The organism is Lapillicoccus sp. (assembly GCF_039935575.1).
GTDB lineage: Bacteria > Actinomycetota > Actinomycetes > Actinomycetales > Dermatophilaceae > Lapillicoccus.
In genome coordinates this window covers 31447-44359 of the sequence record NZ_JBDTKA010000073.1, presented here as the reverse complement: position 1 = coordinate 44359, position 12913 = coordinate 31447, and the positions used below count along the sequence as shown (strand labels likewise).

The window sequence follows — 12913 nt, the reverse complement described above, 5'->3', positions numbered from 1 at the left end:
AGCACTGCTCGAGGTCAACGACCTGCGGGTCTCCTACGGCAAGATCGAGGCCGTCAAGGGGATCACGTTCTCGGTCGAGGAGGGGCAGGTCGTCACACTGATCGGCACCAACGGAGCAGGCAAGACGACCACGCTTCGCACGATCTCCGGTCTGCTGCGGTCCACCCACGGTTCGATCCGGTTCCAGGGCAACCAGATCAACGACACCGCCGCTCACGAGATCGTCTCGCTCGGCGTCGCGCACTCCCCCGAAGGCCGGCGCATCTTCCCTCGGCTGAGCGTCGAGGAGAACCTCCTCCTCGGGGCGTTCTCCCGCAAGGACGGGGCGATCCGCGAGGACCTGCACGCGGCATACGAGCTGTTCCCGATCCTGCGGGAACGCTCGAAGCAGGCCGCCGGCACGTTCTCCGGCGGTGAGCAGCAGATGCTCGCCATGGGCCGGGCAATGATGAGTCGGCCCAAGCTGCTCATGCTCGACGAGCCGTCGATGGGTCTGTCACCGCTGATGATGAAAAGGATCATGTCGACGGTGAGGACGCTGCAGGCGCAGGGCACCACGATCCTGCTCGTCGAGCAGAACGCGCAGGCCGCGCTCAAGCTCGCCGACAAGGGCTACGTGCTCGAGGTCGGCTCGATCGTCCTGCACGGCACCGGCAAGGAACTGCTCGCAAGCGACGACGTTCGCAAGGCCTACCTCGGCGAAGACTGACCCACGCAGTATGCCCGCGGCCGGAATCGACCGCGGGTTTCCTTCCACGACAACCCCTTCTACGACAATGGAGTCGAAACCATGACAGTGCTCAACACCGTCGCCTTGATCACCGCCAAGCCTGGGTCCGAGGCGGTCGTCAAGGGCGCCCTGAACGAGCTGCTCGGCCATACCCGGTCCGAGGAGGGGTGCGTGCGGTACGACCTGTTCGAGTCTGCCGCGACCCCCGGCACTTTCGTCACAGTCGAGGAGTGGGTCAGCCAAGATGCTCTGGACGCCCACCTCGGCTCGGCCCACATCGCCGCGGCGCTGGACGCGACCAAGGACGCTCTCGCCGCTCCCCCGGCGATCCACCCGCTGACCCCCGCCTGACACTGCTCCTGATGCTCGCTACGCGGGCGATGGCGCCACAGGTCGTCGGAGGCTAGGAATGGGCAACGTCTAGGCTCGCCACCTCCGATTCTATCTCGACAGCATCGCGGAAGCCTTTGGTGGCTCGGAACGTCACGTGCCCTGTCGGTTGTGAGAAACCGGGCTGCCGACGCTCGGACAAGACAACCGTCCCAAACGCCGGGACGCGGGACCGTCCGTGCTGCTCGATCTCCTCGAACACCTTGTCCGTGATCATGTCGATGACGACCTGCGCCGCGTCCGCCGATACCCCGCTGGCGCCTGCGACGCGTTCCGCCAGATGCCCGTCGGCCTCCTCGTCCCCCGACATTGTCCGCCGCCCAGCGGTACCGCCAGCCGTGGTCACCGACGACGCTTCGGCGATCACCCGTGGTCGCTTGGTCGCGGGCGGCAGCGTTTCGCTAGGTTGCGTTGTCATCGATGTCGACTGGATCTCAGGGCCCCGGTTGGTGAAGGGCGCTGACTCCCCTGATTTCAGGCGGTCGAGGTAGACCCTCCACATCTCCTGGTGGGCCTTGGCGATGCGGTAAGACCTGAACATCGACACGCTCTCGCCCAGCAGTCCCGCGGCCTCGCCCAAGGATCAGGCCGCATCGAAAAGCCCCTTGACCTGATCAACGACCGCCGAGAAGCCAGGACCCTCGGCCGGTGCGCTGACCTCGGTCAGACTGCTGTGCCGCGGAGGAGTCAGGAAGACCTTCTTCTTGGTCGACCCATCTCGTAGGGTCATGGAGATCGAACCCATCTTTCGCGAGAAGGTCACCTCGACAGCAGGCCCCGCCATGTCGAACAGGACTCGGCAACCCGGGGCTCTGATCGTGGTGGCAAAGAACAGGACGTGGTCAGCGACGACGGCGAGACGGCCTTCGTACCAGCTCGCGAAGCCGGTCCAGGCCGGAGTGGAAGGCACGATCGTCAGGTCATGCCCGCACGCTGCGTAGAGGTCCGACGCGGCGGCGGTGTCCGACGTCGATACCGCTTGCCGGAGAGCGTCTGCGTAGGTCTCTCTCAGCGTCTGCTGGTAGGCCTCTGGGCCGAGCAGTTCCTCGAGCTGTCTCAGGTACTCGACGTAGGATGGTTCCTGCTCGGTCCCCATGAAGATCACTTCCCCGTTCGGATGTGCTGTCCCCTCGGCGTGAGCCGTCGTGTGCTGGGAGAGCGATGCGCCGGCTCTGATACGACGACGGCGCTCGGTCTCTCGGCTAGATCGCTGGGAAAGTCAGGCCTGTCGCATTGGTGGGAAGTAGCCGACGATCATCGTGGAGCTTGCGAGGACACCGGCCCACCCGGCGGAACGGACGGTACCCCCAGACCTGAACGGGAAGAGCAGGGCAGTCTGCATGCTGGCGTCCGCTAGGGCTGCGGAAACCGTCAATGGCAGGCCCGAACGGCAGCGCGTCAGGCGGTGCGTCGCGCGCGGGGCTTAGAGGTGGCCGCCGTCGCCAGTTTCTTGGTCTCGGGCGCCGTCTTAGCCCCGCTCGCCTTGCCTGCTGCGCTCGCCTTGCTGGCCGCGCTCGCCTTGCTGGCTACGGCCTTTCTCGAGCGCGCGCCGGCAGCGGAGATACTCGGGCGGGCCGACGGCATACCGGCTCGGCCCCTGTCCAGGATGGGACCGAGGAACTGGCCGGTGAACGACTCGGGCATCGCCGCCACCTCCTCCGGCGTCCCCTCGGCGATCACCAGGCCGCCCCGCTTGCCGCCCTCGGGGCCGAGGTCGACGACCCAGTCGGCGCTCTTGATCACGTCGAGGTTGTGCTCGATGACGATGACCGTGTTGCCCTTCTCCACCAGACCCTGGAGCACTTCGAGCAGCTTACGGATGTCCTCGAAGTGCAGACCGGTGGTCGGCTCGTCGAGGACGTAGATCGTGCGGCCGGTGGAGCGCTTCTGCAGCTCGGTGGACAGCTTGACGCGCTGCGCTTCACCACCGGAAAGCGTGGGGGCGGGCTGACCCAGTCGCACGTAGCCCAGTCCGACGTCGTTGAGTGTCCGTAGATGCCGGGCTATGGAGGGGACCGCGGCGAAGAAGTCCGCCGCCTCCTCGATCGGCATGTCGAGGACGTCCGCGATGGTCTTACCCTTGAAGTGGACCTCGAGTGTCTCCCGGTTGTAGCGCGCTCCGTGGCAGACCTCGCACGGCACGTAGACGTCCGGCAGGAAGTTCATCTCGATCTTGATCGTGCCGTCACCGGAGCAGTTGTCGCAGCGACCGCCTTTGACGTTGAACGAGAACCGGCCTGGCTGGTAGCCCCGGATCTTGGCCTCGGTCGTCTCGGCGAACAGCTTGCGCATGTTGTCGAAGACACCTGTGTAGGTGGCGGGGTTGGACCGCGGGGTACGCCCGATCGGGCCCTGGTCGACATGCACCACCTTGTCGAGGTGCTCGAGTCCGGTGACGGTCTTGTGCCGGCCGGGGACGTGCCGGGCACCGTTGAGCTTGTTGGCCAGGACGTTGTAGAGGATGTCGTTGACGAGGGTCGACTTGCCGGAGCCGGAGACGCCAGTCACCGCCACGAGGTTGCCCAGTGGGAACGAAACCGTCACGTCGCGCAGGTTGTTCTCGCGGGCGCCCACGACCGTGACCTCGCGACCGTCGAACGGACGGCGGACACCCGGGATCGTGATCTCGCGGCGCCCGGAGAGATACTGGCCGGTGATCGAGTCGGGGTGCTCGAGCAGTCCCTGGACGGTCCCGGAGTGGACCACCTGACCGCCATGCTCCCCCGCCCCGGGGCCGATGTCGACTACCCAGTCCGACGTCGCGATGGTGTCCTCGTCATGCTCGACGATGATCAGCGTGTTGCCGAGGTCACGCAGCCGGGTGAGCGTCTCGATGAGCCGGTGGTTGTCGCGTTGGTGCAGGCCGATGCTCGGCTCGTCGAGGACGTAGAGGACGCCCACCAGTCCGGACCCGATCTGGGTCGCGAGCCGGATCCGCTGCGCCTCCCCGCCGGACAGCGTGCCGGCCGGGCGGTCGAGCGAGAGGTAGTCGAGTCCGACGTCCAGGAGGAACCCGAGACGTGCACCGATCTCTTTGATGACCCGCTCGGCGATCTGCCGCTCCCGGGTCGTGAAGTCGACGGTCGCGAGGAACTCGGCACACTCGTTGATGGCGAGTGCGCAGATCTGGGAGATGTTCTTGCCGCCGATGTGCACGGCGAGGATCTCCGGCTTGAGGCGGGCGCCCTTGCACACCGGGCACGGCACCTCGCGCATGTAGCCCTCATAGCGCTCCCGGCTCCAGTCGGAGTCCGTCTCGCCGTGCCGCCGCCTGACGAACGGCACCACACCCTCGAAACCCGTGGTGTAGGAACGATCCCGGCCATAACGGTTGCGGTACTTGACGTGGACGCGGTAGTTCTCCCCGTGCAGCAGCGCCTCCGTGGCGCGAGCGGGCAGCGACTTCCACGGCGCGTCCATCGAGAACTTGAGGTCCTCCGACAGCGCGGTGATGACGCGCTGGAAGTACTCCGCCGACCCTGAACCCTGGGCCCAGGGCGCGATGGCGCCCTCGTTGAGGGAGAGGTCGTCGTCCGGGACGACGAGGTCCTCGGACACCTCGAGCTCGGTCCCGATGCCGGTGCACTTCGGGCAGGCGCCGAACGGGGAGTTGAACGAGAACGAGCGCGGCTCGATCTCGTCGATGGCGATCGGGTGGTTGTTGGGGCACGCCATCCGCTCGGAGAAGCGCCGCTCCTTGACCGCGTCCCGCTCCCGCACGTCTTCGGCCGACACGTCGATGAAGTCGACGAGCAGGACACCGCCCGCCAGCCCGAGAGCGGTCTCCACGGAGTCGGTGAGCCTGCGCTTCGACCCGGCCTCGCCGCCCTTGGACACCAGCCGGTCGACGACCACCTCGATGGTGTGCTTGATCTGCTTCTCGAGCTTCGGCGGGTCGGCGAGCGAGACGACCTCGCCGTCGACCCGGGCCCGGGCGAAGCCCTTGGTCTGCAGCTCGGCGAACAGGTCGACGTACTCCCCCTTGCGGGCCTGGACGACCGGTGCCAGGACCTGGAACCTGGTCCGGTCCGGCAGCTCGAGCAGCTGGTCGACGATGTGCTGGGGCGACTGACGGGTGATCGGCTCGCCGCAGACGGGGCAATGCGGACGGCCGGCCCGCGCGAAGAGCAGCCGGAGGTAGTCGTAGACCTCGGTGATCGTGCCCACCGTGGACCGGGGGTTGCGGTTGGTCGACTTCTGGTCGATCGAGACCGCCGGGGACAGCCCTTCGATGAAGTCGACATCCGGTTTGTCCATCTGCCCGAGGAACTGTCGGGCATATGCGGACAGCGACTCGACGTAACGGCGCTGCCCCTCCGCAAAGATCGTGTCGAATGCGAGGGACGACTTGCCCGACCCGGAAAGCCCGGTGAAACAGATCAGACTGTCACGGGGCAGCTCGACGGAGATGTCCTTCAGATTGTGCTCCCGGGCACCGCGAACGACGAGCGAGTCGTGGCGGTGCGGGGCGTCGACAGGGGGCACGGCAGGCACGACATCCACCCTAAGCGCCACCACCGACAGCCTTGAACCGAGAGCGCCCCGCCAGGCGAGCCGCAGCTTCGTGACATCGGAACGGGGAGACTCTCGGCATACCCTGCACGCATGGCGCACCCCCCCACGTCGACACCCATCGCGGACTATGCGGTCATCGGCGACATGGAGACCTGCGCCTTGGTGAGCCGGGCGGGGTCGATCGACTGGCTGTGTCTGCCCCGCTTCGACTCGCCCTCGTGCTTCACGGCTCTCCTCGGGGCGCCGGACCACGGCCGGTGGCTGATCGGCCCCGTCGGCGAGGCGACGTCGACCCGGCGCTACGTCGGCGACTCGTTCGTTCTCGAGACCACACATCGCACCGCGTCGGGCGTTGTCCGGGTGACCGACGTCATGCCCACCGGGGACGACCGTGCCGACATCATCCGGGTCGTCGAGGGCCTGGAGGGCACCGTCCGGATCCGCCACGAGTGGGTCGTGCGGTTCAGCTACGGCAAGATCACCCCCTGGGTCAGTCGTTCCACCGGCCCAGGCGGGGCCGACGACAAGCTGATCTCGGCGGTGGCGGGCCCGGACATGCTCGCCCTGCGCGGTGACCGCCTCCCCAAGGCCAAGGGCGGCAAGCACGTCGACGAGTTCGATGTCTCGGCCGGGCAGAGCTACACCTTCTCCACCACCTGGTGCCAGTCCTATCGGCCGGTGCCCGAGCGGCTCGACAACGACGCCACGGTCGACATGACGCGCGAGGACTGGCAGGACTGGGCGGACCGCTGCCCCTACCAAGGCCCGTACCGCGCCGCGCTGGTCCGTTCCGTTCTCGTTCTGCGCCTGCTCACCCACGCTGCCACCGGCGGGATCGTGGCGGCGCCGACGACCAGCCTCCCGGAGGACTTCGGCGGGGCACGCAACTGGGACTACCGCTTCTGCTGGCTGCGGGACTCGTCGCTCACCATCGAGGCCCTGATCGCCTCGGGGTTCACCGACGAGACCCGACTCTGGAGGCGTTGGCTGATCCGGGCCGTCGCGGGCGACCCCCAGGACCTGCAGATCATGTATGGCGTCGACGGCAGCCGGGAGCTACCCGAGCGGACGGTGGACCACCTTCCCGGGTATGCCGGTTCGGCGCCGGTCCGAGTCGGCAACGGGGCCGTCAGCCAGCGCCAGATGGACGTCCTCGGCGAGGTGATGATCTCGCTGTCCCGAGGGCGTGAGCAGGGTGTCGCGGAGTCCGACCGGTCCTGGAAGATCCAGCGCGCGCTCGTGGAGAACCTCGGCGACCACTGGGACCAGCCCGACAACGGGCTGTGGGAGATCCGTGGCCCGCTGCGGCACTTCACCCACTCGCGGGTCATGGTCTGGGCGGCGTTCGACCGCGCGATCAAGGGGGTGGAGGAGTGCGGGCTGGACGGTCCCGTCGAGCGCTGGCGAGTGCTGCGGGACCGAGTGCGGGACGAGGTGCTGAGCAAAGGATTCAACGCGCGGCGCAACACTTTCACGCAGCACTACGACACGGACGAGGTGGACGCGTCGCTGCTCCTCATCCCGAGCTGTGGTTTCCTTCCCGCCACGGACCCCCGGGTGCTCGGGACCATCGAGGCGATCGAGGCGGACCTGATGCGCGGCGGTCTGCTGCTGCGCTACCGCACCGAGTCCGGCGTCGACGGTCTAGCGGGGACGGAGCACCCCTTCCTCGCCTGCTCGTTCTGGCTGGTCCAGGCGCTCGCGATGGCCGGCCATACCGACCGGGCGGAGCGGCTCATGGACAAGCTGGTCGGCCTCGCCAACGACGTCGGGCTGCTGTCCGAGGAGTACGACGCGCACGGGGGCCGGATGGCCGGCAACTTTCCGCAGGCCTTCTCCCACCTCGCCCTGATCGGGGCGGCGCACTCCTTGGCCGCAGTCACTACCGTGGAACCATGACCTCGTCAGCCACCCCCGCCCCGGCCACCTCGCTACTCGCTGCCGACCGCTCGGCTGTCGACACGCATACGGACCTGCTCCTCGCGACCGTCCGGGCACTCGACCCGGCGCAGGTCGGCGCTCCGAGCCTGTGCGAGGGGTGGACCAAGGGCCACGTCCTCGCCCACGTCTCGCGCAACGCGGACGCCCTGCTCAACCTCGTCACGAGCGCCGTGACCGGCGAGGACGTCCCCATGTATGCGAGCGCCGAGGCCCGCGATGTCGACATCGAGGCCGGTGCCGGACGGCCCCTCGACGAGCAGCTCGCCGACCTCGAGTCGAGTGCGGCGCGGCTCAAGTCGGCGTCGGAAAGACTGTCCGACGAGCTGGCCGACCACACGGTGACGGCGCGCAACAACGTCGTCGTGCGCGTCGGGGCGTTGCCGTTCATGCGGCTTCGCGAGGTGGTCTACCACCACGTGGACCTCGGCTCCGGTTTCGGGTTCGGCGACGTCGATCCCGCTCTGGCACTGAGATTCGTGGAGGAGCAGGTCCGGCGGCTGCGGCTGAACACCGAGACCCCGTCAATGACGATCCGCACCGACGAGGGCGATGCGTGGACCATCGGTGACGGCGAGGCGACGGTGTCCGGCAGTCGCACAGCGGTGCTCGCGTGGCTGGCGCGCGGGACGACCGACGGCCTCCAGGGCGAGCTGCCCACCCTGCCGTTCGGTGGCTGACGTGTCTGAGCGCCCCGACGGATACACCGGGCAGGTCACTCCCGGGGGCGTGAGCGACGTCCGCGAGCTGCCGGACCTCGTGATCCGCAAGGCGAGTGTGTCCCAGCAGGACAACAACGCCTACCTGCTCACCTGCCGCGCCACGGGGTCCCAGCTGCTCGTCGACGCGGCCGACGACGCCCCCCGGGTGCTGGCCCTGGTGACCGAGGGCACCGGCGGCCTCGACTGGGTGGTCACCACGCATCAGCACTGGGACCACCACCGGGCGCTCTCGGAGGTCGTCGCGGCGACGGGTGCCCGGACCGCGGCGGGTTCGGAGGATGCCGACGCCCTCCCGGTGGCGGTGGACGACCGGCTCGCCCAGGGCGACACGGTGACGTTCGGGGAGATCACGCTGGACGTCGTCTACCTGCGCGGTCACACGCCCGGCTCGGTCGCGCTGGCCTACGCCGACCCCACCGGGCACACGCACCTGTTCAGCGGGGACTCCCTCTTTCCCGGTGGCGTCGGCAACACCAAGAGCCCGGGGCAGAGCTTCGACTCCCTGATCCGCGATGTCAGCGGCCGGGTCTTCGACGCCTACGACGACCACACCTGGGTCTATCCCGGGCATGGCGCCGACACCACGCTCGGGGTCGAACGCCCGCACCTGGCCGAGTGGCGCGCCCGAGGCTGGTAGACGCGCTCGCTACCCGCAGCGGCGTGACGGACGAAACAGCGGGCGTCTGCGGCGCAATGGCGTCCACGAGGCTCGGGTATTGCGCGTATCGGAGGTTCGGCTGCAGCAATGTCGTCGAGATGTCCAGCGTCATCACCAGCTCCTCGGTCGTGAAGGAGGCACCGTGCCCAGTGTCGGGACTCGGGCCGGTGGCGTCGTCACCCTGGACGTGTACCTCGGGGGCGTGACGTCAGCCCCAGGGCTGAGGATCGGCCCGGCGCTGGCGGCGACCCGCGTGTCCACGCCCGGCAGCCGGGCACTGATGGTCCAGCCGCCTCGCTGGGTGCGATACCGGTCGAAGGTTCCACCCAGCGACGTAATGCGCTGCTCGAGAGCGTCGAGGCCGTGCCCTGAGCCGAGGAGCGCCAGGCTCTGATCCTGTGCTGGCGGACAGAAGTTTGTCACGGTGACCTCGACTGGGTCCGCGCAGCTGATCGAGACGGCGATAGGGGCTCCGGGTGCGTGTCTGAGCGCGTTGGTCAGTCCCTCCTGCAGCACCCGGTAGGCGATCGCGGCTCGTGGCTGCACGATTGACTCCACGTCGCCGGTGATGGTCACGTTGATGGTGGCGCCGGTGTTCTCGGCGTGCGCGATCACCTGCGCGAAGGTTTCACGCGAGAGGGGTCTGGGATCCTGCGCGAGGACGCGGTCGAGGCCTCCGAGATCGGCATCGGCCTGGTTGGCGAGCTCGGCGATGTCGGCGAGGGTCGTGGGGACCACGTCCGGGTCGGTGGCTCCTTGTCCGGCGGCGGCCTGGATGACGATGACGCTCAGGTTGTGGGCCACGATGTCGTGCAGCTCCCGCGCGAGCCGTGCCTGATCCAGGCGCACCGCTTCGGCCGCATACCGATCGCGTTCCGCGGCGAGTGCCGACGCGCGGCTGTCTAGCGCTTCGAGGAGACGGTACTGAGATCGGACGACACGCCCGATCAACCACGGCCCGACCGTCAGAATGATCGGGAACGGGTTGAGGGTGGACCCCCACTGGGGCGTGACGAGCAGGAATGGAAGAGCCACCAGGGACACGACCCGGTTTGGGCTACTGCCCACCGTGAAGGACATCGCGGCCAGCCACACCAAGAGGCTCATCGTGATGATCCCAGCGCCGACGGAGGTGCCATCGGGGTTCAGGCTGCGCGTCGCTACGGCCAGGACCACCGCGACCGAGCCGACCACCGGGCCTGCGAGCGGCCACCATCGGCGCATGCCGACCGTCAACCCGCAGACCACCAGCGCGCTCGCCGTTGGCAGGGGGCTACCGGGACCGGCAGCAGACCAGTGCGCCGCGACGAGTCCCGGTAAGCAGACCACGGCAGCGAGCGTCAGGTCGAGCGCCGGTGGCCCGACTGGCCACTTGGCCGACTCAGCCATGGCTGCTGAAGACGGGCAGCCGGACGTGGGCATCGAGGCGGCCGTTCGGTTCGGAGAGCACCACTGTGCCGGCGTGGAGCGCGGCGCGGTCGTGGATCGCCCGCATGCCGGTATCTCGGTCGGATGCCCCCGCGGGGCCGGTGACCCGCAGGTCGAGGGCTGCCGGTTCAAAGCCCACCCGCACTCGAGCGTCAGCCGCCGGGTCGTCCCGTAGCGCCGCCACGAGCTGCTCGACGATGCGGTACCCGGACAGCTCGACGCTCGCGGGCAGGGTGCGGACCTCCCCCTCGACCGTCAGGTGAACCCGGCAGGCGGTCGCTGTCCGCACCAGCTCGGCAAGGTTACCCAGGGCAGGCTCGGGTTCGGTCGATGCGAAGTGCATCGTTCCCACGACGTCCCGCATCCGATGCAGGGTTGACCTGCCGAGTCGTTCGATCTCGGCAAGGCTCACGTCGGGCTGGGCGGTGCCCGCCTGGCACTCGCGGGTGAGTCGGCAGATCTGGTGGATCTGCAGGCGTATGCCCGCGGTGAGCCCGTCGTGGACTCGCTCTCGATTGGTTGCGATCTTCGCCTGCGCGGTGCGTTCCCGCTGCCTGCTGAGCTCGGCGTTGCGTTCGCGGAGCAGTCGGATCAGGCTGACCCTCGCATGGATCGCGGCGCCACCGGCGAAAAACATCAGGGTGGTTGCCACCATGATGGGGATCTGGGACCAGCCGAGCTGGGGGTCGTTGCCGCACTGCAGGACCACACCGGTCAGGACCAGCCCGAGTGCGGGCCACCGCCGCGGGTGAGGGAGCTGCTCGGCCACGACATAGGCAACAAAGAACGCCGCCGGCAGGGCGGCCCCGCAGCGTACGAGGTGCCCGAACAGCAACCCGTTGGCCAGCGTCGCCACAGCTAGCGTCGCGGCCGCACCAGATGGCGCTCGGCGCGCGAACACCACGGGCAGGATCATCGCCAGGATGGCACCGGCCGCACCGGTTCCGGCGTTCTGGGACACAACGAGGGCAACCGCGAAGGCGCTCAGCGCAACGGTGCACAGCGCTGCTCCCAGGCGCAGCCCCCATGCCTCGGCGTGGAGCAGCCGGATGCATCGGCGCCCGGCCTCGGGCAGCGTGTTCCTCACCTGCCTAGTGTCGGTCTGGCGCCGCCGAAACGGTAGCCCGTCAAGCGGACGCGTCATCACGGCGATCGCCGACTGCCGTTCGGATGACGGCAACGAGGAGCGCGACCAGCATGATGCCACCGAGAGCAATACCAAGTACCCCGGTCCACGGGATATCACTGGCGCCCTGACCGTGGTGCTTCGAAACCGTCGATAGGCCGTATGCCGCGGCGAAGAGCATCGCCGTCATCACGATGCTGCTTGTCAGCAGGACCACCGTCCCTCGGCGGCCCGAGAACGCAGGGTACGTCACCACGCCTCCGCCGGCGATGGCGCGCCGAAGTCGCAGCCACCGGATCCCCAACGCGAGCCCGGTCATGATCGCCACGATGATGGTCTGCACGACCCAGTAACTGACCTGACGGATCGTGTCTGGAGGGTTGCTACCCCAGTCGGCTCCCAGGTCCCAGGTTTGGACCAGCGTCGCTCCTGACAGCGGGATAAGAACAGCAACGACGACTGCCCGGGGGCTGGGGGCGAGCCAGCCGGCGAGCACGGCGATAACGATGCCCATGAGTGGGGTCATGACGCCTCCTGAGGAAATGTGCAGCCGATGCTGTCCACCTCAGGGTCGCCCGGGCCGGTCGCCACGACATCACCCCTGGGGCGGATCTTCCCCGCGGGCGTAGCTCTGCGGGATTACGCTCGGGTCCACGCTGCCTGCTCCGGCGGCCGGAGTAAGGACATGCACGAGTGGTGGAACAGCGTCCGACTCCGGCCACGGACCCGATCAGGGTGCTCATCGCCGACGACCAGCGCCTCGTCCGGGCCGGGTTCCGGGTGCTGCTGGAGCGCGAGCCGGACCTGGAGGTCGTGGGAGAGGCCGACAACGGCGTCGACGCGGTAAACAGCTGCGTGTCGCTACACCCTGACGTGGTGCTCATGGACATCCGCATGCCTCGACTCGACGGGCTCGGGGCCACCCGTCAGGTACTGTCCGCGACCGCGACCCGCGTTCTCATCCTGACAACTTTCGACCTCGACGACTACATCTACGAAGCGCTGCGGGCCGGAGCGAGCGGCTTCCTGCTCAAGGACGCGCCGGCTGATCAGTTGGTCGCGGCCGTCCGTGTCGTCGCGGCCGGGAACGCGCTGATTGACCCCAGCGTCACCCGACGCCTGATCACCCGCTTCGTCCGCGCCGCGCCGCTCGCCGGGACGCCTGCCCGGGTCGCCGTTCTCACCAGCCGAGAGCTGGAAGTACTGCGGCTCATCGCACGAGGGCTGTCCAACACCGAGATAGCCGGCACGCTGGTCATCGAGGAGAACACCGTCAAGACGCACGTGCGGCGGGTGTTAGCCAAGCTGGAGCTGCGCGACCGGGTGCAGGCGGTTGTGTTCGCATACGAGACCGGCCTCGTGGTCGCAGACACGTCCGGTCCAGAAAGCTAGCCGCGACCCGGGTC

Annotated in this window: 12 protein-coding genes; 6 read left to right on the top strand and 6 right to left on the bottom strand. The window is 68.3% G+C overall.

What is annotated here, in order from left to right:
• Positions 1-4: 4 nt before the first annotated feature.
• Positions 5-709 (top strand): ABC transporter ATP-binding protein, encoded by a 705-nt coding sequence (locus tag ABI385_RS09070; RefSeq protein WP_348103452.1) that lies wholly within the window; start codon positions 5-7, stop codon positions 707-709.
• An 81-nt stretch (positions 710-790) separates the two neighbouring features.
• Entirely contained in the window at positions 791-1081 is a 291-nt protein-coding gene (locus ABI385_RS09065) for a putative quinol monooxygenase (protein ID WP_348103422.1), read from the top strand.
• A gap of 52 nt (positions 1082-1133) precedes the next feature.
• Here ABI385_RS09065 and ABI385_RS09060 read toward each other — a convergent pair whose 3' ends face one another.
• The 3 genes from ABI385_RS09060 to uvrA all read right to left on the bottom strand — a co-directional run bounded on the left by ABI385_RS09060 (position 1134) and on the right by uvrA (position 5623).
• Complete coding sequence (locus tag ABI385_RS09060; RefSeq protein WP_348103421.1) at positions 1134-1661, bottom strand: hypothetical protein; 528 nt, start codon at positions 1659-1661, stop codon at positions 1134-1136.
• A gap of 42 nt (positions 1662-1703) precedes the next feature.
• Positions 1704-2216 carry a hypothetical protein gene (locus ABI385_RS09055; RefSeq protein ID WP_348103420.1) on the bottom strand — a complete coding sequence of 171 codons (513 nt, stop codon included), beginning with the start codon at positions 2214-2216 and terminating at the stop codon, positions 1704-1706.
• Between the two features lie 302 nt (positions 2217-2518).
• Positions 2519-5623 carry an excinuclease ABC subunit UvrA gene (gene uvrA / locus ABI385_RS09050; protein ID WP_407068249.1) on the bottom strand — a complete coding sequence of 1035 codons (3105 nt, stop codon included), beginning with the start codon at positions 5621-5623 and terminating at the stop codon, positions 2519-2521.
• 102 nt (positions 5624-5725) lie between these two features.
• On the opposite strand from uvrA, the gene ABI385_RS09045 reads away from it, so the two are divergent.
• From ABI385_RS09045 to ABI385_RS09035, 3 genes are read left to right on the top strand one after another with little or no spacing between them, the layout of a single operon-like run.
• The gene (locus tag ABI385_RS09045; RefSeq protein WP_348103418.1) at positions 5726-7534 is read left to right on the top strand and encodes a glycoside hydrolase family 15 protein; all 1809 of its coding nucleotides are present in this window, start codon (positions 5726-5728) and stop codon (positions 7532-7534) included.
• On the top strand, positions 7531-8253 hold the full coding sequence (locus ABI385_RS09040) for a maleylpyruvate isomerase family mycothiol-dependent enzyme (protein WP_348103417.1): 723 nt from the start codon (positions 7531-7533) through the stop codon (positions 8251-8253). The genes ABI385_RS09045 and ABI385_RS09040 overlap by 4 nt, the downstream gene beginning before the upstream one ends.
• Positions 8246-8932 (top strand): MBL fold metallo-hydrolase, encoded by a 687-nt coding sequence (locus tag ABI385_RS09035; RefSeq protein ID WP_407068246.1) that lies wholly within the window; start codon positions 8246-8248, stop codon positions 8930-8932. Before ABI385_RS09040 ends, ABI385_RS09035 begins: the two co-directional genes overlap by 8 nt.
• Before the next feature lie 132 nt (positions 8933-9064).
• On the opposite strand, the gene ABI385_RS09030 is transcribed toward ABI385_RS09035, so the two are convergent.
• Genes ABI385_RS09030 through ABI385_RS09020 form a run of 3 tightly spaced genes read right to left on the bottom strand, consistent with a single transcriptional unit; the run spans position 9065 to position 12033 of the window.
• On the bottom strand, positions 9065-10342 hold the full coding sequence (locus ABI385_RS09030; protein WP_348103416.1) for a histidine kinase: 1278 nt from the start codon (positions 10340-10342) through the stop codon (positions 9065-9067).
• A complete protein-coding gene (locus ABI385_RS09025; protein WP_348103415.1) occupies positions 10335-11468 on the bottom strand; it encodes a hypothetical protein in 1134 nt (377 codons plus the stop codon). The genes ABI385_RS09030 and ABI385_RS09025 overlap by 8 nt, the downstream gene beginning before the upstream one ends.
• Positions 11469-11508: 40 nt before the next feature.
• A complete protein-coding gene (locus ABI385_RS09020; protein WP_348103414.1) occupies positions 11509-12033 on the bottom strand; it encodes a hypothetical protein in 525 nt (174 codons plus the stop codon).
• Positions 12034-12203: 170 nt separating this feature from the next.
• Between ABI385_RS09020 and ABI385_RS09015 the strand changes: the two genes are divergently transcribed.
• The gene (locus ABI385_RS09015; RefSeq protein ID WP_348103413.1) at positions 12204-12899 is read left to right on the top strand and encodes a response regulator transcription factor; all 696 of its coding nucleotides are present in this window, start codon (positions 12204-12206) and stop codon (positions 12897-12899) included.
• Positions 12900-12913: the final 14 nt, after the last annotated feature.

Coding starts and splice junctions, on each gene's coding strand:
- ABI385_RS09065 (WP_348103422.1), top strand. CDS start 791: ATGACAGTGCTCAACACCGTCGCCTTGATCACCGCCAAGCCTGGGTCC.
- ABI385_RS09060 (WP_348103421.1), bottom strand. CDS start 1,661: ATGTTCAGGTCTTACCGCATCGCCAAGGCCCACCAGGAGATGTGGAGG.
- ABI385_RS09055 (WP_348103420.1), bottom strand. CDS start 2,216: ATGGGGACCGAGCAGGAACCATCCTACGTCGAGTACCTGAGACAGCTC.
- ABI385_RS09045 (WP_348103418.1), top strand. CDS start 5,726: ATGGCGCACCCCCCCACGTCGACACCCATCGCGGACTATGCGGTCATC.
- ABI385_RS09040 (WP_348103417.1), top strand. CDS start 7,531: ATGACCTCGTCAGCCACCCCCGCCCCGGCCACCTCGCTACTCGCTGCC.
- ABI385_RS09030 (WP_348103416.1), bottom strand. CDS start 10,342: ATGGCTGAGTCGGCCAAGTGGCCAGTCGGGCCACCGGCGCTCGACCTG.
- ABI385_RS09020 (WP_348103414.1), bottom strand. CDS start 12,033: ATGACCCCACTCATGGGCATCGTTATCGCCGTGCTCGCCGGCTGGCTC.